This is a genomic window from Polynucleobacter sp. JS-JIR-II-50, from assembly GCF_018687895.1.
Lineage (GTDB): Bacteria > Pseudomonadota > Gammaproteobacteria > Burkholderiales > Burkholderiaceae > Polynucleobacter.
This window is the reverse complement of record NZ_CP061307.1, coordinates 1,924,673-1,950,452: the sequence shown is the minus strand read 5'-3', so window position 1 is coordinate 1,950,452 and position 25,780 is coordinate 1,924,673. Positions and strand designations below refer to the sequence as shown.

Annotated in this window: 32 protein-coding genes; 22 read left to right on the top strand and 10 right to left on the bottom strand. The window is 46.2% G+C overall.

Going from position 1 to position 25,780, the window contains the following annotated elements:
* The first annotated feature begins 2 nt into the window (after positions 1-2).
* The gene (ptsP, locus tag FD963_RS09695; protein WP_215362301.1) at positions 3-1,754 is read left to right on the top strand and encodes a phosphoenolpyruvate--protein phosphotransferase; all 1,752 of its coding nucleotides are present in this window, start codon (positions 3-5) and stop codon (positions 1,752-1,754) included.
* Positions 1,755-1,758: 4 nt separating this feature from the next.
* Here the strand turns inward: ptsP and FD963_RS09690 are convergent, their stop codons facing one another.
* The 3 genes from FD963_RS09690 to gpmA are packed head-to-tail and all read right to left on the bottom strand — an operon-like array spanning position 1,759 to position 4,683.
* Positions 1,759-2,523 carry a HesA/MoeB/ThiF family protein gene (locus FD963_RS09690; protein ID WP_215362299.1) on the bottom strand — a complete coding sequence of 255 codons (765 nt, stop codon included), beginning with the start codon at positions 2,521-2,523 and terminating at the stop codon, positions 1,759-1,761.
* Positions 2,524-2,547: 24 nt separating this feature from the next.
* The gene (locus FD963_RS09685) at positions 2,548-3,981 is read right to left on the bottom strand and encodes a S41 family peptidase (RefSeq protein WP_215362297.1); all 1,434 of its coding nucleotides are present in this window, start codon (positions 3,979-3,981) and stop codon (positions 2,548-2,550) included.
* A 12-nt stretch (positions 3,982-3,993) separates the two neighbouring features.
* Complete coding sequence (gene gpmA / locus FD963_RS09680) at positions 3,994-4,683, bottom strand: 2,3-diphosphoglycerate-dependent phosphoglycerate mutase (protein WP_215362295.1); 690 nt, start codon at positions 4,681-4,683, stop codon at positions 3,994-3,996.
* A 22-nt stretch (positions 4,684-4,705) separates the two neighbouring features.
* Here gpmA and FD963_RS09675 point away from each other — a divergent pair, with 22 nt between their 5' ends.
* From FD963_RS09675 to FD963_RS09660, 4 genes are read left to right on the top strand one after another with little or no spacing between them, the layout of a single operon-like run.
* Positions 4,706-5,119, top strand: a complete 414-nt coding sequence (locus tag FD963_RS09675; RefSeq protein WP_215362293.1) for a rhodanese-like domain-containing protein — start codon at positions 4,706-4,708, stop codon at positions 5,117-5,119.
* A 10-nt stretch (positions 5,120-5,129) separates the two neighbouring features.
* Positions 5,130-5,384 carry a glutaredoxin 3 gene (gene grxC, locus FD963_RS09670; protein ID WP_215362291.1) on the top strand — a complete coding sequence of 85 codons (255 nt, stop codon included), beginning with the start codon at positions 5,130-5,132 and terminating at the stop codon, positions 5,382-5,384.
* 28 nt (positions 5,385-5,412) lie between these two features.
* Positions 5,413-5,925 carry a protein-export chaperone SecB gene (secB, locus tag FD963_RS09665; RefSeq protein ID WP_215362289.1) on the top strand — a complete coding sequence of 171 codons (513 nt, stop codon included), beginning with the start codon at positions 5,413-5,415 and terminating at the stop codon, positions 5,923-5,925.
* Positions 5,926-5,949: 24 nt separating this feature from the next.
* The gene (locus FD963_RS09660) at positions 5,950-6,972 is read left to right on the top strand and encodes an NAD(P)H-dependent glycerol-3-phosphate dehydrogenase (RefSeq protein ID WP_215362287.1); all 1,023 of its coding nucleotides are present in this window, start codon (positions 5,950-5,952) and stop codon (positions 6,970-6,972) included.
* Positions 6,973-6,994: 22 nt separating this feature from the next.
* On the opposite strand, the gene trmL is transcribed toward FD963_RS09660, so the two are convergent.
* Positions 6,995-7,465 (bottom strand): tRNA (uridine(34)/cytosine(34)/5-carboxymethylaminomethyluridine(34)-2'-O)-methyltransferase TrmL, encoded by a 471-nt coding sequence (gene trmL / locus FD963_RS09655; protein WP_215362285.1) that lies wholly within the window; start codon positions 7,463-7,465, stop codon positions 6,995-6,997.
* A gap of 10 nt (positions 7,466-7,475) precedes the next feature.
* On the bottom strand, positions 7,476-8,018 hold the full coding sequence (locus tag FD963_RS09650; RefSeq protein WP_251367231.1) for a ComF family protein: 543 nt from the start codon (positions 8,016-8,018) through the stop codon (positions 7,476-7,478).
* Positions 8,019-8,242: 224 nt separating this feature from the next.
* Between FD963_RS09650 and FD963_RS09645 the strand changes: the two genes are divergently transcribed.
* The 7 genes from FD963_RS09645 (at position 8,243) to FD963_RS09615 (ending at position 13,824) form a co-directional block, all read left to right on the top strand.
* Positions 8,243-9,040 (top strand): methyltransferase domain-containing protein, encoded by a 798-nt coding sequence (locus tag FD963_RS09645; protein WP_251367230.1) that lies wholly within the window; start codon positions 8,243-8,245, stop codon positions 9,038-9,040.
* 179 nt (positions 9,041-9,219) lie between these two features.
* Entirely contained in the window at positions 9,220-10,374 is a 1,155-nt protein-coding gene (gene coxB / locus FD963_RS09640; protein ID WP_215362279.1) for a cytochrome c oxidase subunit II, read from the top strand.
* A gap of 42 nt (positions 10,375-10,416) precedes the next feature.
* The gene (ctaD, locus tag FD963_RS09635) at positions 10,417-12,036 is read left to right on the top strand and encodes a cytochrome c oxidase subunit I (RefSeq protein ID WP_215362277.1); all 1,620 of its coding nucleotides are present in this window, start codon (positions 10,417-10,419) and stop codon (positions 12,034-12,036) included.
* On the top strand, positions 12,020-12,151 hold the full coding sequence (locus tag FD963_RS10370; protein WP_251367229.1) for a cytochrome oxidase small assembly protein: 132 nt from the start codon (positions 12,020-12,022) through the stop codon (positions 12,149-12,151). The genes ctaD and FD963_RS10370 overlap by 17 nt, the downstream gene beginning before the upstream one ends.
* Positions 12,152-12,164: 13 nt before the next feature.
* Complete coding sequence (locus FD963_RS09625; RefSeq protein WP_215363985.1) at positions 12,165-12,749, top strand: cytochrome c oxidase assembly protein; 585 nt, start codon at positions 12,165-12,167, stop codon at positions 12,747-12,749.
* 17 nt (positions 12,750-12,766) lie between these two features.
* Positions 12,767-12,940 (top strand): DUF2970 domain-containing protein, encoded by a 174-nt coding sequence (locus tag FD963_RS09620; RefSeq protein WP_083564235.1) that lies wholly within the window; start codon positions 12,767-12,769, stop codon positions 12,938-12,940.
* Positions 12,941-12,969: 29 nt separating this feature from the next.
* A complete protein-coding gene (locus FD963_RS09615) occupies positions 12,970-13,824 on the top strand; it encodes a cytochrome c oxidase subunit 3 (RefSeq protein WP_215362273.1) in 855 nt (284 codons plus the stop codon).
* A 67-nt stretch (positions 13,825-13,891) separates the two neighbouring features.
* On the opposite strand, the gene FD963_RS09610 is transcribed toward FD963_RS09615, so the two are convergent.
* The gene (locus FD963_RS09610; RefSeq protein WP_072582679.1) at positions 13,892-14,104 is read right to left on the bottom strand and encodes a twin transmembrane helix small protein; all 213 of its coding nucleotides are present in this window, start codon (positions 14,102-14,104) and stop codon (positions 13,892-13,894) included.
* A 14-nt stretch (positions 14,105-14,118) separates the two neighbouring features.
* Between FD963_RS09610 and FD963_RS09605 the strand changes: the two genes are divergently transcribed.
* The 5 genes from FD963_RS09605 to FD963_RS09585 are packed head-to-tail and all read left to right on the top strand — an operon-like array spanning position 14,119 to position 18,169.
* Positions 14,119-14,907 carry an SURF1 family protein gene (locus tag FD963_RS09605; RefSeq protein WP_251367228.1) on the top strand — a complete coding sequence of 263 codons (789 nt, stop codon included), beginning with the start codon at positions 14,119-14,121 and terminating at the stop codon, positions 14,905-14,907.
* The gene (locus FD963_RS09600; RefSeq protein ID WP_215362271.1) at positions 14,904-15,560 is read left to right on the top strand and encodes a hypothetical protein; all 657 of its coding nucleotides are present in this window, start codon (positions 14,904-14,906) and stop codon (positions 15,558-15,560) included. Before FD963_RS09605 ends, FD963_RS09600 begins: the two co-directional genes overlap by 4 nt.
* Positions 15,560-16,681: a heme A synthase gene (locus tag FD963_RS09595; protein WP_215362269.1), complete on the top strand. Its 1,122-nt coding sequence runs from the start codon at positions 15,560-15,562 to the stop codon at positions 16,679-16,681. Before FD963_RS09600 ends, FD963_RS09595 begins: the two co-directional genes overlap by 1 nt.
* 2 nt (positions 16,682-16,683) lie before the next feature.
* Positions 16,684-17,577, top strand: coding sequence for a heme o synthase (cyoE, locus tag FD963_RS09590; protein ID WP_215362267.1), 894 nt, complete (start codon positions 16,684-16,686; stop codon positions 17,575-17,577).
* Positions 17,578-17,584: 7 nt separating this feature from the next.
* Positions 17,585-18,169 (top strand): SCO family protein, encoded by a 585-nt coding sequence (locus FD963_RS09585; protein WP_215362265.1) that lies wholly within the window; start codon positions 17,585-17,587, stop codon positions 18,167-18,169.
* A 41-nt stretch (positions 18,170-18,210) separates the two neighbouring features.
* On the opposite strand, the gene rpoH is transcribed toward FD963_RS09585, so the two are convergent.
* Together rpoH and ftsY are read right to left on the bottom strand one after the other, a co-directional pair.
* Entirely contained in the window at positions 18,211-19,134 is a 924-nt protein-coding gene (gene rpoH, locus FD963_RS09580; RefSeq protein ID WP_215362263.1) for an RNA polymerase sigma factor RpoH, read from the bottom strand.
* Positions 19,135-19,227: 93 nt separating this feature from the next.
* Positions 19,228-20,118, bottom strand: a complete 891-nt coding sequence (gene ftsY / locus FD963_RS09575) for a signal recognition particle-docking protein FtsY (RefSeq protein WP_215362261.1) — start codon at positions 20,116-20,118, stop codon at positions 19,228-19,230.
* 63 nt (positions 20,119-20,181) lie between these two features.
* On the opposite strand from ftsY, the gene FD963_RS09570 reads away from it, so the two are divergent.
* The 5 genes from FD963_RS09570 to FD963_RS09550 all read left to right on the top strand — a co-directional run bounded on the left by FD963_RS09570 (position 20,182) and on the right by FD963_RS09550 (position 24,319).
* Positions 20,182-21,546, top strand: coding sequence for a pitrilysin family protein (locus tag FD963_RS09570; RefSeq protein WP_215362259.1), 1,365 nt, complete (start codon positions 20,182-20,184; stop codon positions 21,544-21,546).
* On the top strand, positions 21,543-22,883 hold the full coding sequence (locus tag FD963_RS09565) for a pitrilysin family protein (RefSeq protein WP_251367227.1): 1,341 nt from the start codon (positions 21,543-21,545) through the stop codon (positions 22,881-22,883). The genes FD963_RS09570 and FD963_RS09565 overlap by 4 nt, the downstream gene beginning before the upstream one ends.
* A gap of 70 nt (positions 22,884-22,953) precedes the next feature.
* Positions 22,954-23,493, top strand: a complete 540-nt coding sequence (gene rsmD, locus FD963_RS09560; RefSeq protein WP_251367226.1) for a 16S rRNA (guanine(966)-N(2))-methyltransferase RsmD — start codon at positions 22,954-22,956, stop codon at positions 23,491-23,493.
* A 36-nt stretch (positions 23,494-23,529) separates the two neighbouring features.
* Complete coding sequence (gene coaD / locus FD963_RS09555) at positions 23,530-24,027, top strand: pantetheine-phosphate adenylyltransferase (protein ID WP_215362257.1); 498 nt, start codon at positions 23,530-23,532, stop codon at positions 24,025-24,027.
* 25 nt (positions 24,028-24,052) lie between these two features.
* The gene (locus FD963_RS09550; protein ID WP_215362255.1) at positions 24,053-24,319 is read left to right on the top strand and encodes a YfhL family 4Fe-4S dicluster ferredoxin; all 267 of its coding nucleotides are present in this window, start codon (positions 24,053-24,055) and stop codon (positions 24,317-24,319) included.
* A gap of 21 nt (positions 24,320-24,340) precedes the next feature.
* Here the strand turns inward: FD963_RS09550 and pth are convergent, their stop codons facing one another.
* Together pth and FD963_RS09540 are read right to left on the bottom strand one after the other, a co-directional pair.
* Positions 24,341-24,931, bottom strand: a complete 591-nt coding sequence (gene pth / locus FD963_RS09545; RefSeq protein ID WP_215362253.1) for an aminoacyl-tRNA hydrolase — start codon at positions 24,929-24,931, stop codon at positions 24,341-24,343.
* A 111-nt stretch (positions 24,932-25,042) separates the two neighbouring features.
* Positions 25,043-25,687, bottom strand: coding sequence for a 50S ribosomal protein L25/general stress protein Ctc (locus FD963_RS09540; protein WP_215362251.1), 645 nt, complete (start codon positions 25,685-25,687; stop codon positions 25,043-25,045).
* Positions 25,688-25,780: the final 93 nt, after the last annotated feature.

Genomic DNA, 25,780 nt, shown 5'->3' with positions numbered 1-25,780 from the left:
GTATGACTTTTGCATTGCACGGAATTCCAGTATCGAAAGGCATTGCCATTGGCAAGGCGGTACTGATTTCTCGTGCAGCATTAGAAGTCAGCCATCACCTGATTGAGGCTGGCAAAGAAGAGGCTGAAGCACAAAAACTATTGGACGCATTTGATCAGGTTCGCCTAGAGCTTGAGCAATTGCGCCAAGGATTGCCAAAAGATGCCCCGCAAGAGATGGCGGCATTCTTAGATGTGCACGGCATGATATTGGCTGACCCAGCTTTGGCTGAGAAGCCTATTAAACTCATTCGTACACAACGCTTAAATGCGGCTTGGGCATTAACCACTGAGTTGAATGATCTGTTAGAGCAATTTGCAGATATTGAGGACGCGTATTTAAAGGAGCGTGCCAACGATATTCGGCAGGTTGCTGAACGCGTGATTAAGGCATTAAATGCTCAGAAAAAAGATCCATTAAACGATTCCGATTTTCTGCCAACCAGCGATATCGGCGTTGAGTCAATCATCGTCGCACACGACATTGCTCCACACGACATGCTGCGTTTTAAAGAGCATGCCTTTACCGGATTTGTAACAGATCTGGGCGGTAAAACCTCTCATACAGCTATCGTGGCCCGCAGTATGGAAATACCTGCGGTAGTTGGCGTTCGCCACGCCAGCGAAATGATTCGCCATGGTGATTGGTTGGTGTTAGATGGCGATCGAGGCGTTGTTGTGGTTGCTCCAGATGAGCAGCTACTAGCCGAATATCGCAAGTTACAAACTCAGGTTCTCAAAGAAGCTCGCAAGCTCCAACAGTTAAAGCATGCAAAAACAGAAACGGCCGACCGTGTTGAGATTGAGTTGTTTGCCAATATTGAATTGCCAGAAGATGCCATTCAGGCAGTGAAGTTAGGAGCTGTAGGGGTCGGCTTATTCCGTTCTGAATTTTTATTCATGGACCGTAAACAGGCTTTGCCAGATGAAGAGCAGCAATATCAAGAATATCGTCGCGTAGTCGATCTAATGCACGGCTTACCTGTCAATATCAGAACGATTGATGTTGGCGCCGATAAGGCGCTGGGTGGTGGTGGCGATATTTCTCAAACAGGCACATCACCACTGGGCTTGCGGGCGATCCGCTGGTCTTTAACAGAGCCTGAAATCTTTTTAACGCAGCTCAGAGCAATCTTGCGTGCATCAGCCCATGGTCAAGCGCGCATCATGATCCCCATGTTGGCGCATGCTAAGGAGATTGATGAAACTTTTAGGCTGATTGAAAAAGCGAAACAACAATTGCATCAGCGTGGCAAAGCATTTAATCCGAATATTCAAGTTGGCGCGATGATTGAGATTCCGGCTGCCGCTTTAGTCTTGCCTTTGTTTATTAATCGATTCGATTTTCTTTCTATTGGAACGAATGATTTAATTCAGTACACCTTGGCGATTGATCGTGCAGATCATGCAGTTGCGCATTTATATGACCCATTACATCCAGCGATATTGAATTTATTAGCCAATATCATTGAGCAAGCTAAACGTGCCAATGTGCCTGTGGCTGTTTGTGGTGAGATGGCTGGTGATCCTGCATTAACGAAGTTATTGCTTGCCTTGGGCTTAACGGATTTCTCAATGCACTTCAGCCAGTTATTGCTGGTCAAGCGGGAAATTCTTCAGGCCAATGTAGGCTTATTAAAGGCCCGCGTTTCTAGGGTCTTGAAGGCATATGAGCCCGAGGAGCAGGCAAAGGCTCTGGAGCGACTGCTTTCTTAACTGGTTAGCGCGTTGCCTGGTGTGAAGAGCCGCATACTGAGCATTCGGAATTACGGCTCATACGGATTTCATCGATTTGAGTCGTACGCCCATTCCAAAGCAACATACGGCCCACCAAAGGCTCTCCAAAACCAATTAATACCTGCAGGGCTTGAGCAGCTTGCATGGCTCCAATAATCCCTACTAGAGGCGAGAAGATGCCCATACTAGAGCAACTAACTTCTTCAAAAACTTCATCTGGAGAAAAGATGCAGGCATAGCATGGTGAGCTTGAATTTCGCGGATCAAAAACACTCACTTGACCATCGAACTTGAGAGCTGAGCCTGAAACCAATGGAATTTGATGTTTAACGCAGGCAGCATTAATCAGGTGTCTGGTTGAAAAGTTATCTGTGCAATCGAGAACAACATCAACGCTTGGCAGTATTTCATCTAATAGCGAAGCTGTGGCTTTAGCCTGAATGGTTTCAATCTGAATGCTGGAGTTTAAGCGTTGTAAAAATTCTTTTCCTGATGCTACTTTACTTTTGCCAACGCTACTTTCGGCATGCATGATTTGGCGCTGCAAATTGGTGAGCTCTACATCATCATGATCTACCAGGGTGATATGCCCGACTCCGGCAGCAGCTAGATAGGGGGCGGCAGCACTACCTAAGCCGCCAGCGCCGATGACTAATGCGTGTGAGTGAAGAAGCTTCTCTTGGCCGGCAACATCAATCTCATCAAGCAGCAAGTGCCTGGAGTATCGAAGTAACTGCTCGTCATTCATGTGCCAGCCGCAGAGATAAAAAGATTATTCGAGTTTAGATGAAGAGCGCTTCACAGGCTGACCATTAATAAAAGCCACTGCCTGAGAAAGCATGAAGTCATCAGCACTGCCTAGCTCAGGTGGCTTCTTATTTTTATCTTTCTCTTTTTCTTCAGGAGTCTTCTTGACATTTTTCTCTTCAATGCGCTGCAACTCTTCGAGGCGACGCTGTTCCCGATCTTTAATTAACTTATCTTCGGCAGATTGCTTATTGCGCAAGTGTTTCTCGCTATCGATCTCGCGAGTGATCAATACATCATCTGGATCACCATCTTTGTTTTGGTCTACCGGGATATCTGGTTTCACACCAAAGGCCTGAATCGACTTGCCACTTGGGGTGTAGTAATAAGCGGTAGTAATCTTCAGTGCTGAATCATTGGTAAGGGGGCGAACGGTTTGTACGGAGCCCTTACCAAAGGTCGTTTTTCCAATAATGGTTGCGCGTTTGTAATCTTGTAGTGCGCCAGCCACAATTTCAGAGGCAGAGGCAGAGTACGCATTCACCAATACCACCATCGGCAATTTCTTAAATATCGCTGGAACACCCGCCAAAGGGTCGCCAGACTCATTTAGGCGGTACATCGCTGGCGTTGCATTAAATACCTGTTTTGAATCTGGAGACTGACCTTTAGTGGAGACAATGACTGCGTCAGCAGGTAAAAATGCTGCAGCTACGCCCACAGCTCCTTGCAGCAGGCCGCCGCCATTGTTGCGCAGATCAAGAATGATGCCTTTGAGCTTTGGATCTTGATTGGCAATATCAGTCAATTTCTTGGCGAGATCAGGAACAGTGCGCTCTTGAAAGCTAGTGATTCGTACCCAAGCAATATCGTTATCCAGAATTTTTGTTTTGACTGATTGAACTTTAATTTCTGCACGAGTGATGGTTACCGGAAAGCTACGCTCTTCACTCTTACGAAATACCGTTAAAGTAATTTTGGTTCCAGGCGTGCCGCGCATAGTGCGTACAGCTTTGTCTAGAGACATGCCGCGTACCGGTTTGTCATCAAGACGTGTAATGAGGTCTCCGGCTTGAAGTCCTGCGCGAGCAGCAGGACTGTCTTCAATTGGATTAAGTACTTTAACTACACCATCTTCAGAAGTGATTTCAATACCAAGACCAGCAAACTTTCCAGAAGTCATCTCTTGCATTTCTGCAAAATCTTTTTTATCTAAGAAGGTGGAATGCGGATCAAGACTGCTCACCATTCCCTTAACAGCATCTGTTAACAGTTGCTTATCTTCAATAGGCTCAACATATTCACGCTTAATTTGGGCAAAGACATTGGAGAGCGTGCGAAGCTCATCCAGCGGCAGCTGGGCGCTTTGCTGGGCAGTCGCAGAGAGCTGGATCGTGGCTGCTACGCCGGCAATAAGGCCAACGGCTATCAGGGCGAAATTCTTTAGAAATTGGCGCATATCTCTTTTGCTTTAATCCAAATAAAAGTGTTGAATAGGTTTGAGGTTGTCATCTAACTCATAAACAAGTGGCACACCATTAGGTACATTCACTTCCATGATGTCTTCGTCAGACATTTGATCTAAATGCTTAATAAGTGAGCGAATGCTGTTGCCATGCGCTACTAGTAAAACGCGTTTGCCAGCTTTGAGTGCGGGCGCAATAGATTCATTCCACAAAGGCAATACTCGCTCAACGTTATCTTTTAAGCATTCGCCCAAAGGAATATCGGAAGGATTGAGCTTTGAGTAACGGAGATCATTTTTAGGATGACGTTCATCATCATTCTCAAGTAGCGGTGGACGTACATCATAGGAACGACGCCAAATATGAACTTGTTCGTCGCCATATTTAGTTGCGGTTTCAGCTTTATTCAATCCGGTGAGTGCGCCATAGTGACGTTCATTTAAACGCCAGCTATGAACAACGGGGAGCCACATCAAATCCATGGCGTCTTGAACGTGCCAAAGAGTGCGAATGGCACGCCTTAAAACAGAGGTATAGGCAATATCAAATTCATAACCTGCTTTTTTGAGGCTTTCACCTGCTGCGGTGGCCTGTTCTGCGCCTTTAGGGGTTAAGTCGACGTCCGCCCAGCCGGTAAAGCGGTTTTCAAGGTTCCAGGCGGATTCGCCATGACGAATAAGGACAAGTTGTTTCATAGAGCCATTCTATAATCCGGTGATGAACTTTCTCACGCAAATTGATAATTTAGCGCTTATTGCCCTGCTGTTGGTTTCAGGCATAGCGCTTTTCCTTCCCACATTATCTACGCTTATTGGCGGAAAAGGCTTATCGCCTACCGAAGCGACGATTTGGATTAATCGACGCAAAGCCTATGTATTGGACTTGCGCTCAGAAGAGGCCTTTAAGTCGGGTCATTTGCCTGGCGCCAAATTCGCTAATGCTGCTGGTTTAACGGCAGCTATTGAAAAGCTGAAGTTAGACCGTAAGCACCCAGTAGTCTTGGTTTGTGAAACCGGCTCTCAGTCGCGCAAACTTGTGGCCGAAGCTCAAAAGCTGGGCTTTGCCGAAGTAGGCACTTTAGATGGTGGCGTGCAGGCTTGGAAAGCGGCAGCTCTACCCTTAGTAAAGTAAGGAGAAATCGATGCCTCCAGTAACAATGTATAGCACCCAAGTTTGCCCTTACTGCGTCATGGCAGAAAAGTTGCTGACTAAAAAAGGCGTTGCCAATCTCGAAAAGATTTTGATTGATCGTGATCCAGCGCAGCGTGAAGTGATGATGACGCGCACTGGCCGTCGCACTGTTCCACAAATCTATATTGGTGACACGCATGTTGGCGGTTATGACGACTTAGTGGCATTAGATCGCGCTGGAAAGCTTGATCCCTTATTAGCTTAATAGATTAAACATACAATGAAAGTTAGCAATGACTGAACAATCTCCAGCACCGCAGATAAGCGCCGACCAAGTTAAGGAACCTGGATTTCGTATTCAGCGAATTTACTTAAAAGATGTATCCCTTGAGCAACCAAATGCTCCGCAGATTTTGTTGGTTGCGTCTGAGCCACAAGTGCAGGTTGAGATTGATATCTCCGTTGCACCCTTAAGCGAAGGGATCTTTGAGGTAGCCCTCAGCTCTACTGTGACTGCTAAAGTCGATACCAAAGTACTATTCTTGGTAGAGGCAAAACAAGCCGGTATCTTTGAATTTAGCAACATTCCTGTTGAGCAAATCGATCCAATGCTTGGTATTGCTTGCCCAACGATTTTATATCCGTATTTGCGTTCAAATATCGCCGATATTATTAGTCGCGCAGGCTTTCAGCCAATTCATTTGAATGAGATTAATTTCCACGGCATGTACGAACATCGTTTGATGCAAGCTCAACAAGAAGCTGCTGCTAAGGATGGTGCCGCGGCTGAGAGCAAGCCTCACTAAGCTCAACGAGCAAGCCCACAGATCATGAAAGTGACACTGCTTGGTGCTGGTGCCTGGGGAACGGCGATGGCTGCACAAGCAGCTCGCTTTCTCCAAGAGGGCGATGTTGTTTTATGGTCTCGTAGTAAACAACAGTTAAAAGAAATCGAAGAGAGCGCTGAAAATCGTGCTTATCTTTCAGGGATTCAGTTGCCTGCAAGCCTCAAGTTTGAGAGTGATTTTTCTGCTGCTGTCAAAAGACTTTCTAGCGATGATTTATTGGTCATTGCTACACCAATGTCGGGACTTTCAGAAACAATCGCCCAAGCCTTAAAGATTGCTGAGCGCCCACTTAATATTATTTGGCTCTGCAAAGGTCTTGAGCCTATTACTGCCTTATTGCCTCACCAGGTAGTGGAGCGCGAGAGCAAGATGCATTCTCATGGAATAACGCATTCTTATGGCGCCTTATCTGGCCCAAGCTTTGCGCGTGAGGTTGGTGAGGGCATGCCTTGCGCTTTAACCGTTGCTAGCAAATCTCCCAAGTTATGTGAAGTAGTGCAGGCCGCTTTCCATCACGGGAATATGCGGGTGTATTCAAGCGATGATTTAATTGGTGTGGAGTTGGGCGGCGCTATTAAGAATGTCTTGGCTATTGCTGCAGGTATTGGTGACGGCTTAGATTTGGGTTTGAATGCACGCGCCGCTGTTCTCACGCGCGGTTTAGCAGAGATGATGCGCATTGTGAAGGCTGCCGGTGGTAAACCCGAAACTTGCATGGGTCTAACTGGGGTTGGAGACTTGATCTTGACTGCCACTGGAGATCTATCGCGTAATCGGCGCGTTGGTCTTGAGCTTGCTGCTGGTAAGTCGCTGGCTGAGGTTCTTGCCAGTCTTGGTCACGTTGCTGAGGGTGTGCTTTGTGCAGAGGCGGTTGGCGACTTGGCAAAACGCCTAGGGGTTGAGATGCCTATTACTACGATGATGGGTGAAGTGCTCTCCGGAAAATTGAAGCCGCATGATGCTGTTAAAAAGCTCATGGGGCGCGATCCTAAAATCGAATCGTAATTACAGTATTTGGGTCAATTTGTTATTGGCCACCAGCAAGGCCATTTTGCCGCCATGCTTCATACACTACGATTGCTACAGTATTTGATAGATTCAGACTGCGACTACTATCTTGCATCGCTAGGCGCATACGATTCTCAATCGGAATGGAGTCCCTGACTTCATCTGTAATGCCTTTAGTTTCAGAGCCAAATACAAAGTAATCATCGGGCGTGTATTTACCTTCATGAAACTTTCCTGAGCCCTTGGTAGTCAATGCAAAGAGATGTTGAGGGTCGGGCTGCTCATCCTTTAAAAACTGCGCCCAATTTTTGTGTACTTTGACGCGAGCAAACTCGTGATAGTCTAGGCCCGCTCTACGCAACTTAGCATCTTCCATTGGAAATCCAAGGGGCTCAATTAAATGCAGCTTCGCGCCAGTGTTTGCACACAAACGAATAATGTTGCCTGTATTAGGCGGGATTTCTGGTTCAAATAAAACGATATTAAACATGTGACACTCTTTAAATTGGTCGCGCAGCTCGAAGTACTACCCAATTAATGACGCGAGATACACCATTGTCCTTCAGAACCCGCGCAATTTCATTAAGAGTTGCGCCACTTGTCATCACATCATCAAACACAATCACAGTCTTGTTTGCGAGCTGCTGAATATAACGCTCTTCAACATAAAACATTCCCTGAATGGCTAGGTGACGATTACTCAAGGTGCTTCCAGCCTGATGCTTTGCATAATGATGGCGCTGCAGCATATAAGGTGATTTTTGAATATGCCTTCCACACCGAATCTGTTTGGCTATTTCCCAACTTTGATTGAAACCACGCTGTGCTAACTTCTCAATACTGAGCGGCACTGGTAGTAAATAATCAGCGGAGATATCTTCAAGCTCTTTACTGAGAAGTAAGTTCCATATTCTGCCAAGGGCATTAGCAAATGTAATCCGTTTTTGATACTTCAATTCATGCAGTGGAGTTTGTAGCAAGCCATCGTAGCGATCTAAGCAATAAGTTTCATCAAAGTAGGGTCTCAAGGTTTGGCATTGCATACAGCGTTGCTGTGCAATTTCCGAAACCTGAAGTGCTATGCCACATTGATAGCAGCATAGGTAGTTCAATAAGCCATCATCTCGTAATTGAGTGAGACAGCGATCGCATAGGGATGATTTTTGAAACCCCTGACAAGCAATGCAAGCCGTGGGTAAAAGCGGTTCACAAATGGATTGAAAAATGTTCTCTGGAAATCGCATGGGGCGCTGAGTATACTGAGCCAATGACCCAGCCCCTTAGATGGTTACAAGACGAAATTGCAGATCGCATGCTGCAGAAATTAGACATCGTTAAGCTTGATGTAAAAGACATCTTGGTGGTGCCTGACTTTGCTGGTAAGCATTTGGATGTGCTCGCTAAGAGCTATCCAAAGGCACGCATTTTTAGCATTACCGAAAAAGGTATTTCGGGATTTCAAATGTGGCGTGCTAAAGCGCTGAGTAATTGGCGATCTTTATTTGCGAGCAACGCTTGCTCCTTGGAAGATTACAGCTCGTCTGGAAGATTTAATGTTCCCGACAATTCTGTTGATTTAGTGTTCAGCGATCTTTTATTGCACGATTTACCTGATCCAAAGCATTTTTTACAGGAGTGTTGGCGCGTACTGCGTGAGGGCGGTTTAATCACATTTAGCTATTTAGGGCCTGATACCGGAAAAGAGTTGCGCGCCTTGGATCTTTCAGAATTAAAGCTCAAGAATTTATTAAGCCCTTGGGATATGCACGATATGGGGGATGCCTTGCTTGGTGAGCGGTTTTCTGATCCTGTAATGGACATGGAGTACCTCACTTTGGATTACGAGAAACCTGCTTTATTGCTGGCTGATATGAGTGCGCTGAAATTGATGGATTCCACCCCTCCCAAAGCGATTGGAAAAGAGGTTTTGCCGCAAAAAATCACCTTAGAGGTGGTTTATGGGCATGCGTGGGCCCTCGGAAAGCGCCTTGCAAAGGCAAAGGACAACGTCGCCTACATTGATCTAAATCAAATTGGGCGCAAGACTAGGTCAGATTCTGCCTAAGTGTAAGTGCTTACTATCATTTAAACCTCGACCAAGATTGGTTCAAGCTGGGTTAACCCGGTTTGTTCTTGTATCTAATTAACCCTATAATCACGGCTGTAAGTATTAGCTTGAGACCGTTTTTTGGGCATTTTGTGGCATTTTTGCTGCTTTGCTCACGACAATAAACAGAGAATAAGATGAATTTATTTGGAAAAGTCACTAGGGCTTCGCTCTATTTCGCAGTAGCTTTTGGCACTGCTTTTGCTCATGCAGCAGAGAATATGCCTGGTGGCCCGGCTGTTAATCAGCTGAATTTCACGCCTCCCGCAACCAAAATCATGCAAGAGATCCATTGGTTGCATTGGATGATGTTGGTTATTTGTGCATTGATTTTTATTGGTGTTTTTGGAGTGATGTTCTATTCCATCTTGAAGCATCGCAAATCATTGGGTCACAAATCAGCTTCTTTCCACGAGAGTACAACTGTTGAAATTATCTGGACAGTCATTCCACTCTTGATCGTGATCGGCATGGCATTGCCAGCAACAAAAACTGTTGTGGCGATGAAAGACACTACCAACTCTGACATCACTATTAAGACCACTGGTTATCAGTGGAAGTGGGGTTACGACTACATCAAGGGCGAAGGCGAAGGCATCAGCTTCTTGTCTACCTTGTCAACATCACGTGAAGCAATTAACAACTTGGCACCAAAATCAAATACCTATTTGATGGAAGTGGACAATGAAATGGTTGTGCCAGTCGGTAAAAAAATTCGCTTGATTACTACTGCTAATGACGTTATTCATGCTTGGACTATTCCAGCATTTGGCGTAAAGCAAGATGCAATCCCAGGCTTTGTTCGTGACACCTGGTTTAGAGCTGACAAGATTGGCACATTCCGCGGTCAGTGCTCTGAGCTTTGTGGAGCAGAGCATGCCTTCATGCCTATCGTTGTGAAAGTAGTTTCACCAGAGGATTACACCGCTTGGGTTGCTGAGAAGAAAAAAGCAATGGGTGCTGGCGGCGATGACCCATCAAAGGTTTACACCTTGGATGAGCAAAAAGAGCGTGGCGCAAAAGTTTATGCAGCAAACTGTGCAGCTTGCCACCAGCCGAATGGCAAAGGCGCTGGTGCGTTTCCCGCATTGGATGGCAGCAAAGTGGTTAATGGACCTAAAGCAGGCCAATTTAATATTTTGCTGAACGGTAAAAACGCAATGCCGAAGTGGGCAGGCGTACTTTCCGATGGAGATATCGCAGCCGTTATTACCTATACCCGTAATTCATGGGGTAATAAAACGGGTGAAGTGATTCAGACCCAAGAAATTATTACCGCACGCGGCCAGTAAATCAGATTAACTAATACAGATAAAACGAAACCGGAGTAATCCATGAGCACAGTCTCCACTACCCACGACCACGCACACGATCACGCGCATGATGATCACACGCCACACGGATGGCGTCGTTGGTTGTTTGCAACCAACCACAAAGACATCGGCACGATGTATTTGATCTTCTCGTTTGTTAGCTTGTTAGCTGGCGGCATGATGGCGTTGGGAATTCGTCTGGAATTGTTCCAGCCGGGTTTGCAGTTCTTCCGTCCTGAGTTCTTTAATCAGCTAACCACCATGCATGGTTTGGTAATGGTGTTCGGCGCGATCATGCCGGCGTTCGTTGGCTTCGCAAACTGGATGGTGCCTTTGCAAATTGGCGCATCCGATATGGCGTTTGCTCGTATGAATAACTTTAGCTTCTGGATCCTTCCGGTGGCTGCAAGCCTGTTGTTCAGTTCATTCCTAGTTCCTGGCGGCGCTCCATCAGGTGGTTGGACTATCTATGCTCCGTTGACCTCACAAATGGGTCCTGGCATGGACATGGCTATTTTTGCTCTGCATTTATTGGGCGCCTCTTCCATCATGGGTTCGATCAACATCATCGTGACCATCTTGAATATGCGCGCTCCTGGCATGACTTTGATGAAGATGCCAATGTTCTGCTGGACTTGGTTAATTACTGCTTATTTGTTGATTGCTGTGATGCCTGTATTGGCTGGCGCAATCACCATGGTTCTGACTGACCGTCATTTCGGTACCTCATTCTTCTCTGCAGTTGGCGGTGGCGACCCAATCATGTTCCAGCATATTTTCTGGTTCTTTGGTCACCCAGAGGTTTACATCATGATTCTTCCTGCATTCGGAATCGTCAGTGAAATCATTCCAACATTCTCCAGAAAAACATTGTTTGGCTACAGCTCAATGGTTTATGCAACCGCATCGATTGCGATCTTGTCATTCATCGTTTGGGCTCACCACATGTTTGCAACTGGTATGCCTGTAACTGGCCAGCTGTTCTTCATGTACGCAACAATGTTGATCGCTGTTCCAACTGGCGTGAAGATTTTTAACTGGGTTGCAACAATGTGGAAGGGTTCGATGACTTTCGAAACTCCAATGTTGTGGGCTATCGGCTTTATCTTCGTTTTCACCATGGGCGGCTTTACTGGTTTGATCTTGGCAATGGCACCAATTGATATTGGTGTTCAGGATACTTACTACGTCGTTGCTCACTTCCACTATGTTTTGGTAGCGGGCTCATTGTTTGCCATGTTCGCAGGCTTCTACTACTGGTGTCCTAAGTGGACCGGCTTTATGGCCAATGAAACTCGCGGCAAGATCCATTTTTGGACTTCCATGATTTTCTTTAACATCACATTCTTCCCAATGCACTTCTTGGGCTTAGCGGGTATGCCACGTCGTTATGCCGATTACCCTACTCAGTTTGCTGATTTCAATATGGTTGCTTCAATCGGCGCATTGGGCTTTGGCTTGTCGCAGGTTTATTTCTTGTTCTTCGTTGTGCTTCCTGCATATCGTGGCCAAGGTGAAAAAGCACCGATGAAGCCATGGGATGGAGCTAAAGGTTTGGAGTGGACTATTCCTTCTCCAGCGCCACATCACACTTTTGAAACTCCGCCTAGTGCAGAGCAAATGCGTGAAGCAGGAATTTAAGTCGTCAGAGAAGCAAGCCCTTGCTGCGAATAATCGCAGGATGGGCTTCATTCTTTTGAGTGTTGTATTGGTATTTTTTATTGGTATTGTGATTAAACGGAGTATGTTGGGTTAATCCCGCGATGACGATGGTTTCAACTCAATCACTGAATCGCCAGATTTTATTAAAGCTCTTAATTGCAGCGGTAATGATGTTTGGATTTGGTTACGCACTAGTCCCAATGTACAAAGCCTTGTGTGAGGTTACTGGGATTAATGTTGTAACGAGCAAAAATGACTATGGTGTCAGAGCCTTCAGCCCAAATAGGGTTGGTAATACCCAGGTTAACTACGCTCGTACAGTGACGATTGAGTTTGACTCCAATAGTCGTGGCCCGTTTACTTTCAAACCGGTTAAGAATTTTTTAGAGGTGCACCCTGGTGAAATGACTGAGATTGTTTATGAGGTCACTAATAATCAGAATCGCCCAGTGCGAGCACAGGCAATACCAAGCTATGCGCCTAAAAGCGCAACAGAGTTTTTTACAAAGTTAGAGTGTTTTTGTTTTCAGGAGCAGACACTAGCGGCAAATGAAACAAAGAAGATGCCGGTAGTTTTTGTGATCGATGCGGGTTTACCGGACGATGTGAAAACTATTACTTTGTCGTATACCTTCTTTGAGCTGGGCATGGGTGGTACACCACCTGCACCAAAGTCAAAGGTGGTGTCGTGAAGAAAAAAAGTAGTTTTATGCAGTCTATGAAAGCCGTGATGTGGGGCTTTTTGGGGGTGCGTAAACAATCAGGTTTGCAGGAAGATGTAGCTTCACTCAGTTTTGTTCACATTATCATTGCAGGTGTTGTTGGCGCCTTGATTTTTATGGGTGTTCTCCTGTTGATAGTGAAAGCAGTTGTGTCCCATTGATTATTTTTTGATTGAATAGAGAGAATAAGATGTCATCCAATTCAACCCCATACTATTTCGTCCCTGGACTATCTAGGCATCCTGCCATGGCCGCCGTCGGCTTAATTGCATTTGGCGCTGGTATGTCTGGCTGGGTAAATCACACTTCTTGGGGCGGCGCCCTAAGCTTAGTTGGTGTGGCATGGGTTCTATTTGTACTCTATCACTGGTTCGGCGATACGATTGCTGAATCCAATGCTGGTAAGAATGGCATCAACGTTGACATCTCTTATCGCTGGTCAATGGCTTGGTTCATCTTCTCAGAAATCATGTTCTTTGGCGCTTTCTTTGCAGCCCTCTTTTACGCACGCAATATTGCAATGCCTTGGATGGGCGACGTTACGAGCAAATTACTTTGGCCTAATTTCCAGGCTGTGTGGCCAAATGATGGTCCTGCTGGATTGGTTGAGAAGTTCACCACTATGGGTCCATGGCCGATTCCAACCATCAACACATTGCTGTTGTTGAGCTCTGGCGTCACTATTACTATTGCTCACCATGCATTGGTAGCGAACCACATGAAGAAGGCCATTACTGGCTTGGCTGCAACTGTTGGCTTGGGCTTCATCTTCTTGTGCTTCCAAGGATACGAGTACTACCATGCTTACCATGAGCTCAATTTAAAGCTCACATCAGGTATCTACGGCTCTACATTCTTTATGTTGACTGGCTTTCATGGCTTCCACGTATTCCTTGGTGGCACCATGTTGGCGATCGTATTGCGCCGTATGATTCGTGGCGACTTTACTGCTAAACACCACTTTGCTTTTGAAGGCGCTGCTTGGTATTGGCACTTTGTTGACGTTGTCTGGCTTGGCTTGTACATCGCTGTTTACTGGATGTAAATTGAATAAAAAATCGGGGCTTTAAAGCCCCGATTTGTTTTGGTACTCTTGTTTTGTGCGGTAACGATTAGTTTGTTCCCACCCTGATGCCGGTAGCCTCAATGAGGCCAAAGTAGTGGGCTAGCAGAATTCCTAAAAATAGCGCGACGGATAACCCAATGCGTAGCATCAGTGAATGAACCATACGGGAGCTATTCCCCCTATCTTTCATCATGTAATACAGAGCCGATCCTAAGCTAAAAACAATCATTAGTAGGACAATAGGAATAATCCACTTCATCTCAAATCCCTCAATTGAATAAGCTGTTTTTTGCCCTCGTTGCCAAGCGCATAGTTGCTACTTTATCAGCCTTGCTGGTGATTGCGATCGGCTGTAGTGCTGGAGTTTGGCAATTAAGCAGGGCTGATACCAAAATTGCCTTGGCAGCGAATTTACAGGCCCGTCAACAAATGCCCATCTTAAGTGCCAATGCAGCACCATGGACTTTGGAAGAGGCTGGTGAGCGCCGTATGATTGCTCGTGGGCGATATGTTCCTGAGGCAGCAGTTTGGCTGGATAACAGGCCAAGACCTATTCCGCCTGTTGGTAGCGCCACTGCACAGTCTGGCTTTTACCTGATGATGCCTTTGAGGCTCGAAGGGAAAGATGAGGTTCTTTGGGTGAATCGGGGTTGGGCGCCGCGCAATAATGAAAATCGCGAAACCCTCCCGCCCGTGCAGACCCCAAATACAGCAGTCAATATTGAAGGCGTTGTATTTGCTCACCCCGGGAAAGTCTATGAGCTTGGGGGCGGCAAGATTTCTGCCGATGTAAACAAACCAAGAATTGAGCAAAATTTTGATTTAACAGCTGAAGGCAAGTTACATGGTTGGAGCCAAGCGCCCTTTATCTTGCGTCAGATTGAGGTTGGCATAGAGGATGGCTTAATCCGCGATTGGGCGCCTCTGACAAGTGGGGTCGATCGCCATTATGCTTATGCATTCCAGTGGTTTGCTTTGGCTTTTGCTGGATTTATATTTTGGTTGCTAAGTGGCCTGCGGCAATATAAACGACGGGGACTAGTGAATGGGGATCAAACGTGAGTGATAAAGAGTTATTAATTCCGGCTTCACAGGTGGATGCATCTGCGATTAATGCGCGTACGCGTCGTGGCCGCATTCAGATGTTGTTGTTATTGCTTGCCTGTGCCTCACCAGTTCTCGCCTCTTACTTTGCTTATTACGTGATTAAGCCTGAGGGCGGAAAAACGAATTTTGGAACACTCGTATATCCAGCACAAGAGTTCAATGCGGCGTGGCTTGATGCCCCACTCCAGGGTAAATGGACTCTCTTGGTTGCTCGTCCAGCTGGCGAATGTCACATCACAGATGAGAAATGTATTGAAGCTTTATTTCTGATGCGCCAAACCAGAGTTGCTATGGGTAGAGAAAGTGGACGCTTGCAGTTGATCTGGGTGAATACAGATGGCAAGCCTGTTGACCCAGAAGTCCTCAAGATTTATGACGAAAAGACGGCAGGGGTTAAGGTGGTTGCATTGCCCTCCGACCCAAAGCAAAGGGCTGACTTTGAGGCTTGGTTAAATAAAGAAGGTGTAGGACAGGACATTCAGTTGATTGACCCAAGCCCTGCCAAGATGATGTATTTCCCAGTGACCAATTCTCCTAAAGAATTTTCTAGTATGAAGAAAGACTTGGAAAAGCTTTTGAAGCTCAATCACAAGGGCGAAAGTTTGTAATGCCCAGTCTGATTTTATTTCTGGAGTTGGCAGCCATCGCTATTATTTTTGCTGGCCTACCGCTCTTCTTTATTTGGAAAAAGCCTAGCTATAGCTTGTTGCAAAAACTCAATTGGGTCTTGGTCTTCATGACTTTTGATCTGATTGTGTTCGGCGCGTTTACACGTCTCACCGACTCCGGATTGGGTTGTCCAGATTGGCCTGGATGCTACGGCACTTCCAATCCTTTTCATGCGCTTGGCGATATTCAGCATGCTCAGAATGCCATGCCTACAGGCCCTGTGACGGTTATTAAGGCTTGGATCGAAATGATTCATCGCTACTTAGCAATGACGGTAGGTACATTGATTTTGGTACAAGTAGTTATTGCATTGACTAAGCTGAAGTCCTTAGGAAAAAATCCTTTACTCGGCAGCTTGGGCTTGCTCTTATTAGTCTGTGTTCAAGGTGCCTTTGGTGCTTGGACTGTCACCCTGAAGTTGCAGCCAATCATTGTTACGATTCACTTGATGTTGGCCTTGATCTTATTGGCTTGCTTAACAGCGTATGCGCAGCAGTCATGGGAGAGCAAGTCCTCTGCTGTTCGTACTATTCGGGTGCGTCCGCTTTCTGTGCAACTGCTCACCCTCTCCTTTGTTGTTTTATTCATCCAAATTTTCCTGGGTGCATGGGTGAGTACTAATTACGCAGTACTAGCCTGCCCTGATTTCCCGACGTGTTTGGGAAGCGCTTGGCCTGAGACCAATTGGAGTGAGGGTTTTACTCTCTGGCGTCAGTTGGGTCTTAATGCGCAAGGAGAATTTATTTCCCCTGCGGCCTTGCAAACAATTCACTGGGCACATCGCCTCTTTGCTGTGCTGGTATTGGTCGTGCTTGGGGCTCTGGGCTGGAGCGCTCTTTCGCTAGCAACCCCAGTTCTATCAGGTCTTAATCAAGTAGCCAAGCTTTTGCTGGCGGTGCTTTTATTGCAAGTCATGACTGGTATTTCTAATGTGGTGTTTCAGTGGCCGTTATTGGCGGCTTTATTACACACTGCCGGCTCTGCGGCTTTGGTATTCTGTTTGGTCAGAATGAGTTATTGGGCTTCTTGGAAGCCTTTCATTCAAAAGAAGATGGCGTAAATATGAGCGACTCTAAAACAAGCGCACCAGTGGCTATGCCACGTTGGCGTCAATATTGGGTTTTAACTAAACCCAGGGTGACTCAGCTCGCTGTTTTTTGTGCAGTGATTGGTATGTTCTTAGCGACGCCTGGCATGGTTCCGTATCCAGTGCTTTTTGGTGGCATTGTTGGTATCTGGCTTTTAGCTGGCGCTGCATTTGCAGTGAACTGTTTGATTGAGCAAGCCGTTGATGCCAAGATGAAGCGCACTGCTTGGCGTCCATCAGCCACCGGCGAAGTGACGCCTTTTCACATCATTATTTTCTCAATTGTTCTAGGTTCACTAGGAATGATTATTTTGTGGAATTTTTGTAACCCATTAACAATGTGGCTAACACTTGCTACCTTCGTTGGTTATGCAGTGATTTACACCTGGTTACTAAAGCCTGCCACGCCACAGAATATTGTGATTGGCGGGTTATCCGGCGCAATGCCGCCGGCTTTGGGCTGGGCTGCAGTGACTAATACGCTTTCGGCAGAAGCCTGGCTTTTGGTTCTGATTATTTTTGTGTGGACCCCTCCACATTTCTGGGCATTGGCTTTGTATCGTCGCGATGACTATGTTCAATCGGGCTTACCAATGCTGCCAGTGACTCATGGAGAGCGTTTCACACTTCTCAATATCGTTCTCTACACTCTCATATTGATTGCAGCTACGATGCTGCCTTATATCTATGGCATGAGCGGTATGGTGTATTTAGTTTCGGCAATCGTCCTGGGCTTAATGTTCCTGGCCTATGTCATCGCCTTATTTATTTCCTATAGCGATGCTTTAGCCAAAAAGACCTTCCGCTTTTCTATCACCTATCTTTCGCTACTCTTTGCGGCGCTTTTGATAGACCATTATTTCCTCTGAGAGTCATATGAATTTTTTGCGCATTTGCTTTTTAGCAATTCTTTGTTTCGTATTGACTGCTTGCAGCCCAAAACCAGAGTTTAAAAATATTGATATCACTGGCAGCACTGCTTTTGGCAAAGACTTTAGTTTGGTGGATACAGACGGCAAGGTCAGAACCTTGGCAGACTTTAAGGGCAAAGTGGTGGTGATGTTTTTTGGTTACACCCAGTGCCCTGATATTTGCCCAACTACCTTAACTGAAATGCAGCAAGTCATGACGCTCTTGGGGCCTCAGTCCGATAAGGTACAGGTACTTTTTGTTACCGTAGATCCTGAGCGCGATACCGCAGAGATTCTCAAGCAGTATGTACCTGCATTTGATTCTCGTTTCTTAGGTTTTCGTCCTGCAGATGAGGCAGCTTTGGAGAAGGTCACTAAGGATTTCAAGATTTATTACAAGAAGGTTCCGGGATCTAAGCCAGGCTCTTACACCATGGATCACACAGCGGGTAGCTATGCATTTGATCCTGAGGGTCATCTACGTTTATATATCAAGCACGCTCAAGGTCCAGAGACCTTGGCGCATGATTTGAAAGAGCTGCTGAAGTAAGGGAATCAAAGAAGTTTGCTACCTGCAAACTGCTAGCTTGATTAAGCTGCTTGCAACAGGCCGCGCATCTTTTTGAGAGCGGCAGTTTCGATTTGGCGAACGCGTTCTGCGGAGATGCCATATTCATCGGCTAGGTCATGCAATGTTTTCGTGCCATTTCCCTCGGCATCCATCGCCAACCAACGTGATTGCACAATATTGCGACTGCGCTCATCTAAAGCCATTAGTGCTTGGTCTAGTTTAGGGCCTTGCAGGGCATCCGCTTCAGCGCTAGCAATACGAGCGGTAGGCTCTTGAGAGTTATCCGCTAGCCATTGAATAGGGGCGTAAGCAGACTCATCGTCGTTGTCATCGCCTTCTAGGGCGACATCGCCACCAGCAAGCCGCATTTCCATTTCTTTAACGTCAGAACCTTTGACATCAAGTGCTTTAGCCAAGGCTTCAACTTCGCTGGGTGTAAGTGCGCTCAAGGTAGGTTTGTTGCTACGTAAGTTAAAGAACAATTTGCGTTGTGCTTTAGTGGTTGCAGTTTTTACTAAGCGCCAATTCTTGAGAATGTACTCATGAATCTCTGCTTTGATCCAATGGATTGCATATGACACTAAACGTGCACCATTGTTTGGGTCATAGCGTTTAACGGCTTTCATCAAACCAATATTGCCTTCTTGAATTAAGTCAGCATGCGGGATTCCATAGCCAAGATATTGGCGAGCAACAGAAACTACTAAGCGTAAATGAGAGAGCACTAAAGTTTTCGCGGCATCGACATTTTCAGTACGACGAAATTCCTGCGCAAGATGTAACTCTTCCGCAGCACTAAGCATTGGCACGCGATTAACGTACGAAATGTATGAGTCGAGAGTGCCAACCCCAAGAGTTGGCAGCATCGGAAATGCAGACGCCGACGCAGTCTGCGCGACTGGCAGCGTTTGCAAATTCGGTTTGTCAGATTTCTTTTGAACCATTTTTTCTTATAAATAGGAGGTGTTAATAGAAGTCTATTTTAGCACTCTTGTCAAGAGAGTGCTAATGGTTTTAATGCTCTATAAGCTATTGATTTAATTGAATAATTCGGCAGAATATTGCCCTGCTGTAAAGGGGGCTAAATCTTCAATCCCTTCGCCCTTACCTAGGGCTAGCACAGCGGGTTTTGGGCCTTCTTGTAGGGTGTGGGCTAGGGCGCAGATCACGCCGCCCTTAGCGGTCCCATCAAGCTTGGTAACGATGATTCCAGTGAGGCCAAGAGCAGCATGGAAGGCCTTTACCTGGCTCAAGCCGTTCTGTCCGGTATTGCCATCCAAAACAAGCAGGGTGTGGTGAGGCGCTCCAGGTAGCGCTTTTCCAATGACGCGCTTTACTTTTTTGAGCTCTTCCATGAGGTTGTCCTGGGTAGCAAGACGGCCTGCGGTGTCAATGATGAGAATATCGTTCTTGCGAGAGATGGCAGCGTGAATGGCGTCGTGTGCAACGGCTGCTGCATCACCACCTTCTTGCGTAATAACGTCAACCTGATTTCGTCCACCCCACTCCTGAAGCTGATTACGTGCCGCAGCTCGAAAGGTATCACCGGCAGCCAAGAGAACGGATTTTCCTTGAGATTGAAAGAGTCGGCAGAGTTTGCCAATGGTCGTAGTCTTACCTGCTCCATTAACCCCTACAACCAACCACACCTCTGGGGTGTTAGGCTTATCACTTATAAATAGTGGGTTTGGTGAAGGCTCAATAGCAGTCAATAGGGCGCTGACTTCTTGAATGAGAAGAGTTTGTAACTCCTCTGGGCTAGAGGCCTTTTCAGACTTTGCTGCTTTACGTAGTTTGGTGATGAGTTGTTCGGTCGTAGGTAGACCCACATCACTTTGAATCAGTGATTCTTCTAAAGTTTCAAACCAAGATTCATCAACCTTGCTTGATTTGAAAAGAGATCCGAGGGTTTTACGTAAGCCGAACATAATCGATACAATTTAAAACTTGCATCTTATCAATTTAATTCTAGGGATATGGTGATTTAGCAGATGCTTTCCAATTTACTCCGAATTTCCTTTTTATTCTTCGTATTTACCCATCTTGCTTGGGCTGCTAGCCCTGATTCAGGGGATACGCATGAGTATCGGTTGAGTAATGGACTCAAATTGATTGTGAGGGAAGATCATCGTGCGCCAACGGTAGCTCACATGGCTTGGTATCGCGCTGGATCCATGGATGAGGTCAATGGTAAGACTGGAGTAGCTCATGTGCTTGAACACATGATGTTTAAAGGAACCGACAAAGTGAAGGCGGGTGAATTTTCTCGCTTGGTAGCCGCAGTCGGTGGGCGCGAGAATGCATTTACCTCGCGCGATTACACAGCTTATTTTCAGCAAGTTGAAAAATCCAAATTAGAAGACGTGATCAAGCTTGAAGCAGATCGTATGTCTAACCTCAATTTTGATGATGCAGAATTCTTAAAAGAAATTCAGGTCATCATGGAAGAGCGTCGCTTACGAACAGAAGACAATCCAAGCAGTTTGCTCAACGAATCATTAATGGCAACCGCTTATATGAGTTCTCCATATCGCCATCCGGTCATTGGTTGGATGAATGATTTGCAGAATATTAAAGCATCCGATGCGCGAGATTGGTATCGCAGTTGGTATAAGCCAAATAATGCAACCGTAGTCATCAGCGGTGATGTAGATGCTAAAACAGTGTTGAATATGGTCGAGAAGTATTACGGCACAGCTGCTGCTCATGACTTACCGGTGCGTAAGCCGCAAATTGAGCCACCTCAAAAAGGGATTAAGCAGGTTCAGGTAAAGGCGCCAGCTGATAGTGCTCAACTAACTATGGCTTGGAAGGTGCCGCGCCTCGAGCCCGGTATGCTGGATGACCCCGAGCCATATGCCTTAGAGCTTCTGACGGCGGTGCTCGATGGCTATGACAATGCCCGCCTTAATCGCACTCTCGTTAAGCAGGAAAAAGTAGTGAATGATGTGGGTGTGGGCTACGACATGATTTCTCGTGGGCCAGAACTATTTTTAATTAGCACCACGATGGCTAAAGGAAAAACAGTCGATCAGGCTCAGACAAGCATTCGGAAGGCGCTTGACGAATTAATGCAAAAAGGGATTCTGGAGTCTGAGCTCAAAAGAATTAAGGTGCGGATTTTGTCTGAGCAAATCTATAAGCGCGATTCTATCTTTGGCCAGGCAATGGAAATTGGCAGCACCGAGATGGCTGGCTTTTCTTGGAAAGATATCGATTACATGCTAGATAAAATGCAATCCATTACTCCCGCACAAGTTCAAGCTGTTGCTAAGAAATATCTGGTAGATGAAGGTCTCACGATTGCGGTATTGGATCCTCAGGTGCGTCAAGCTGCAGGTAAGGAGAGCAAATGATGAATCTCTTCGTTAAGAGTATTTCAGTTTGCCTCTTTGCTTTTGGCTTGCTTAGTAACGCCAACGCTATCTTACCTATCGAGAAGTTAGATTCTTATAGGGGTGCCAAGGCATATTTAGTACAAACCAAAGCGCTGCCGATGGTAGACATTGAAGTAAGCATTGATGCAGGCGATCGCTATGACCCTGCTGGCAAAAGTGGCCTAGCTGATATGGTTGCGGGCCTTATGAATTATGGAGTTAGGGGTGAAAAAGGCGCTCTTACCGAAGCCCAAATTGCTGATGAAATCGCTGATCTCGGAGCCAATATCGGCTTATCTGTGAGTGGCGAGCGAGCAATCTTGCGCATTCGGAGTTTGAGTCGAAAAGACTTGCGTGATAGAGCGGTAAAACTAGCAGCGGCTATGTTGAGTGCGCCAACTTATGAGTCAAAAATTGTTGAGCGTGAGAAGCAAAGAACGATGACGAGTTTGCTTGAGGCAGAAACCAAGCCCGAATTTGTTCTTGAGCGTCGTTTTAAAAAATCAGTTTATGGAGACTACCCCTTAGCTGATTCGCCAACAGTGAAATCAGTTGCTGCTGTTAGTGTGAATGATTTAAGGCAATTTCATAAACAGTTTTATCGCGGTGATCGCATGATTGTGAGTATTGTTGGTGATGTTGACCGTACTCAAGCCGATGAAATTGTTCGGACGTTGTTGAAGCAGATTCCCGCTTCAGCTCAGCCCATCGCAAAATTACCTGAGCTCGAGCGCTCCCCTGTAGAGCCTTTGGCACAAAGAGAGGTTCAAATTCCTTTTGACTCTCAGCAAGCTCACATTGCTATGGGGATGACCGCGGTTGCTCGCAACAACCCCGATTATTTCCCCTTACTGGTTGGTAACTATGTTTTGGGCGGCGGCGGTTTTGTCTCTCGTTTAATGGCTGAGGTACGCGAGAAGCGCGGTTTGGCTTACAGTGTGTTCAGCTACTTTATCCCTGGAAAAGAGAATGGCATTTTTCAAGCGGGCCTGCAAACCAAGAGCGATCAGGCTGCGCTGGCTTTAGAGGTGATGAGCTCTACCACTGCTCAATTTATTGCCGATGGACCCACTCCATCTGAGCTCGCGGCTGCTAAAGCAAATCTGGTGAATGGTTACCCACTGCGGATTGATAACAATCGTAAGTTGTTGGATAACGTCTCTTCAATTGCATGGAATGACTTGCCGCTCGATACGATGGACGTGTGGACTAAGCAAGTTGAGGCAGTAACTTTGGAACAGGTAAATGCTGCATTCCAAAAATACCTTGCCATGGATCGTATGAAGATTGTTGTATTGGGAGTAAAAAATAAATAAACCTACTAAGACCTTAAAGACTGAACCGCCAAAGAAGGTTCGGATTATTGGCGGCAATTGGAGAAGTCGCTTGCTAACGGTTCTGGATCTTCCTGGCCTACGCCCCACAACTGATCGTATTCGGGAAACTTTATTTAACTGGTTGGGACAGGATTTAACGGGTTTGCGTTGCCTAGATCTTTTTGCGGGTACCGGCGCTTTGGGTTTCGAAGCCGCATCAAGAGGTGCTGCATGGGTAGTGTTGCTGGAGAAAGAAAAAAAAGCTTGCGCAAATTTAACAGCCAATTTTGCTTTATTGCAGTCTTCGCCAGCTGCTGGCCTCGTAGAAATTTTGCAACGAGATAGCCTTGAGTTTCTGAAGCAGCAGGCAGATCGTTCCAGCAATTTAGTTTTTATTGATCCACCATTTCAGGACTCGGGCTTATTAGATCGTGCCGTCATTCAGGCTGGCAGGGTGTGCGATGACTCTGCTGGTGGTGGTATTTATGTGGAATTTCCCTCTAGCCGTCCACGTGAGGAGGTAGAGGCCCTACTGCCGGACTGGCATTGTGGAAAATACTTAGAGGCTGGACAGGTAAAAGCTTGTCTATTTCGGAGTGGAAGGGGCTAAACTCTTGCCTGTAGCCGATAAAGCCTTAGGAACGTTATGACAGTTGCCGTATACCCTGGAACATTTGATCCATTTACTCGTGGTCACGAGGATTTGGTCCGCCGCGCATCGAGCATTTTTACGGAGTTGATTGTTGGCGTTGCCGATAGTCGTAGCAAACGCCCCTTCTTTACATTGCAAGAGCGTATCGATATTGCCAAGGAAGTGCTTGGCCACTATCCGAATGTAAAAGTCGTTGGCTTTACTGGTTTATTAAAAGATTTCGCACGCGAGCATCAAGCGCGTGTGATTGTGCGTGGTTTACGTGCGGTATCTGATTTTGAGTATGAGTTCCAAATGGCTGGTATGAATCGTTACCTGCTGCCTGATGTTGAAACGCTGTTCTTAACCCCATCCGATCAGTACCAATTTATTTCAGGCACTTTCGTGCGTGAGATTGCTTCAATGGGTGGCGATGTCAGTAAGTTTGTTTTCCCATCAGTGGAAAAATGGCTAGTCCAAAAAATTGCTTCTGGCGCTCAGAACAAAGAGTGAAAAGGTTGAGAGCGGCGAGTAAATTATGGCCCTAATGATTACGGACGAATGCATCAACTGTGATGTCTGTGAACCAGAGTGTCCAAATGACGCCATCTACATGGGACTGGAGATTTATGAAATCAATCCCGATAAATGTACTGAATGCGTAGGTCACTATGATGCGCCCCAGTGTCGCCAGGTATGCCCAGTAGATTGCATTCCATTTAATCCTGAGCACACCGAAACTCAAGAGCAGTTAATGGTGAAGTTCACGCTTTTAACTGCTGCCAAAAAAGCCAATACAGCTTAACTGAGCGGCTTAGTTCAGTTCTTAACCCTTGGAGTGCAACTCCATCATGGCGGTTTGAGTGTCGCCTTTTAAAAAAAGCGGCAAAATTTGTAGGCCATTTTCAATGCTGGCATCAATGAGTTTTTGCTCAACCAATTGAGGTCTACGTAATACATAATCGGCAACATCCATCGGTCGTCCATCACCAGCCACATCTCTAGGGTGACCAATACCTAAGCGTAAGCGCCAATAATCTGGAGTGCTTAAGTGCGCCTGGATATCTTTCAAGCCATTATGGCCGCCAGTGCCGCCACCTAACTTTAGGCGTGCAGTCCCAGGCTTTAAATCCAGTTCATCTTGCACCACCAAAATATCTGCGGGAGTGATTTTGTGAAAGCGACACAACGCGCCAACAGATTGACCACTGAGATTCATGTAAGTACTGGGCTTAAGTAAGTAAAGATCTTCACCTTCCCATTTGGCCTTAGCCACTTTGCCGTGAAAGCGTTTTTCTGCTTCAAAGCGCGTGCTTAATTGTTTTGCTAGGGCGTTAACAAACCAGAAGCCAGCATTGTGCCGATCTTCTTCGTGCTCGTCTCCAGGGTTGCCTAGGCCAACAATTAATTTAGTCATGTTGAGAGTTTAAAGATATAAAAGCATTTCGCCAAAAAAGAATGAAAACTTGGGGCAATAAAAAAGGCCCGCTTGCGCAGGCCTTCTTGTACAAGCGATTGAGCTAAATAATTAAGCTTTATCCTTTGGTGCTTCAGCTGCAGGAGCTGCCGCTGCTGGTGCAGAAGGCGCATCTGTAGGCTCAGCAGATTTAGCTGCTGGGATACGTGCGTTAGCAAGTACTGGGTTCTCTTGCTCAACATGCAATACCAAAGTAACGCCTTTTGGCAATGCGATGTCTTTAGCGTGAATACCGTGACCAACTTCAATCTTCGCCAAGTCCACTTCAATGAACTCTGGCAAGTCTGCTGGTAAGCAAGAAACTTCGAGTTCAGTGAGGATATGGCTAATAACAGCGCCTTGCAATTTCACGGCAGCTGAAGTGTCAGCATTAGCGAAGTGCAATGGAACGCGCATATGAACTTTCTCAGATGCGGATACGCGCTGGAAGTCAATGTGCAATACCAATGGCTTAAATGGATGCATTTGGTAATCGCGCAACAACACTTTTTGTGTCTTGCCGCTAATTTCCAAATCCAAAATGGATGAGTGGAATGCTTCCTTGCGGAGAGCATGGAACAACGCGTTATGGTCTAACTCGATGACCAAGGCTGGATCTTTACTACCGTAAACGATTCCCGGAGTTTTTCCGGAATTGCGCAGACGGCGGCTCGCACCCGTTCCCTGTACGCTTCTTTCAAAGGCAACTACTTTCATGATGATTTTCCTAGTTAAGGTTAATTTCCGTTCGCGACCAAACAGAAAAGCCTTCAATTATATCGTGGGAAAGGGTGTTTTTGCCTACAAAAG

Coding starts and splice junctions, on each gene's coding strand:
- ptsP (WP_215362301.1), top strand. CDS start 3: ATGACTTTTGCATTGCACGGAATTCCAGTATCGAAAGGCATTGCCATT.
- FD963_RS09690 (WP_215362299.1), bottom strand. CDS start 2,523: ATGAATGACGAGCAGTTACTTCGATACTCCAGGCACTTGCTGCTTGAT.
- FD963_RS09685 (WP_215362297.1), bottom strand. CDS start 3,981: ATGCGCCAATTTCTAAAGAATTTCGCCCTGATAGCCGTTGGCCTTATT.
- gpmA (WP_215362295.1), bottom strand. CDS start 4,683: ATGAAACAACTTGTCCTTATTCGTCATGGCGAATCCGCCTGGAACCTT.
- FD963_RS09675 (WP_215362293.1), top strand. CDS start 4,706: ATGAACTTTCTCACGCAAATTGATAATTTAGCGCTTATTGCCCTGCTG.
- grxC (WP_215362291.1), top strand. CDS start 5,130: ATGCCTCCAGTAACAATGTATAGCACCCAAGTTTGCCCTTACTGCGTC.
- secB (WP_215362289.1), top strand. CDS start 5,413: ATGACTGAACAATCTCCAGCACCGCAGATAAGCGCCGACCAAGTTAAG.
- FD963_RS09660 (WP_215362287.1), top strand. CDS start 5,950: ATGAAAGTGACACTGCTTGGTGCTGGTGCCTGGGGAACGGCGATGGCT.
- trmL (WP_215362285.1), bottom strand. CDS start 7,465: ATGTTTAATATCGTTTTATTTGAACCAGAAATCCCGCCTAATACAGGC.
- FD963_RS09650 (WP_251367231.1), bottom strand. CDS start 8,018: ATGCAATGCCAAACCTTGAGACCCTACTTTGATGAAACTTATTGCTTA.
- FD963_RS09645 (WP_251367230.1), top strand. CDS start 8,243: ATGACCCAGCCCCTTAGATGGTTACAAGACGAAATTGCAGATCGCATG.
- coxB (WP_215362279.1), top strand. CDS start 9,220: ATGAATTTATTTGGAAAAGTCACTAGGGCTTCGCTCTATTTCGCAGTA.
- ctaD (WP_215362277.1), top strand. CDS start 10,417: ATGAGCACAGTCTCCACTACCCACGACCACGCACACGATCACGCGCAT.
- FD963_RS09625 (WP_215363985.1), top strand. CDS start 12,165: ATGGTTTCAACTCAATCACTGAATCGCCAGATTTTATTAAAGCTCTTA.
- FD963_RS09620 (WP_083564235.1), top strand. CDS start 12,767: ATGCAGTCTATGAAAGCCGTGATGTGGGGCTTTTTGGGGGTGCGTAAA.
- FD963_RS09615 (WP_215362273.1), top strand. CDS start 12,970: ATGTCATCCAATTCAACCCCATACTATTTCGTCCCTGGACTATCTAGG.
- FD963_RS09610 (WP_072582679.1), bottom strand. CDS start 14,104: ATGAAGTGGATTATTCCTATTGTCCTACTAATGATTGTTTTTAGCTTA.
- FD963_RS09595 (WP_215362269.1), top strand. CDS start 15,560: ATGCCCAGTCTGATTTTATTTCTGGAGTTGGCAGCCATCGCTATTATT.
- cyoE (WP_215362267.1), top strand. CDS start 16,684: ATGAGCGACTCTAAAACAAGCGCACCAGTGGCTATGCCACGTTGGCGT.
- FD963_RS09585 (WP_215362265.1), top strand. CDS start 17,585: ATGAATTTTTTGCGCATTTGCTTTTTAGCAATTCTTTGTTTCGTATTG.
- rpoH (WP_215362263.1), bottom strand. CDS start 19,134: ATGGTTCAAAAGAAATCTGACAAACCGAATTTGCAAACGCTGCCAGTC.
- ftsY (WP_215362261.1), bottom strand. CDS start 20,118: ATGTTCGGCTTACGTAAAACCCTCGGATCTCTTTTCAAATCAAGCAAG.
- FD963_RS09570 (WP_215362259.1), top strand. CDS start 20,182: ATGCTTTCCAATTTACTCCGAATTTCCTTTTTATTCTTCGTATTTACC.
- FD963_RS09565 (WP_251367227.1), top strand. CDS start 21,543: ATGATGAATCTCTTCGTTAAGAGTATTTCAGTTTGCCTCTTTGCTTTT.
- coaD (WP_215362257.1), top strand. CDS start 23,530: ATGACAGTTGCCGTATACCCTGGAACATTTGATCCATTTACTCGTGGT.
- FD963_RS09550 (WP_215362255.1), top strand. CDS start 24,053: ATGGCCCTAATGATTACGGACGAATGCATCAACTGTGATGTCTGTGAA.
- pth (WP_215362253.1), bottom strand. CDS start 24,931: ATGACTAAATTAATTGTTGGCCTAGGCAACCCTGGAGACGAGCACGAA.
- FD963_RS09540 (WP_215362251.1), bottom strand. CDS start 25,687: ATGAAAGTAGTTGCCTTTGAAAGAAGCGTACAGGGAACGGGTGCGAGC.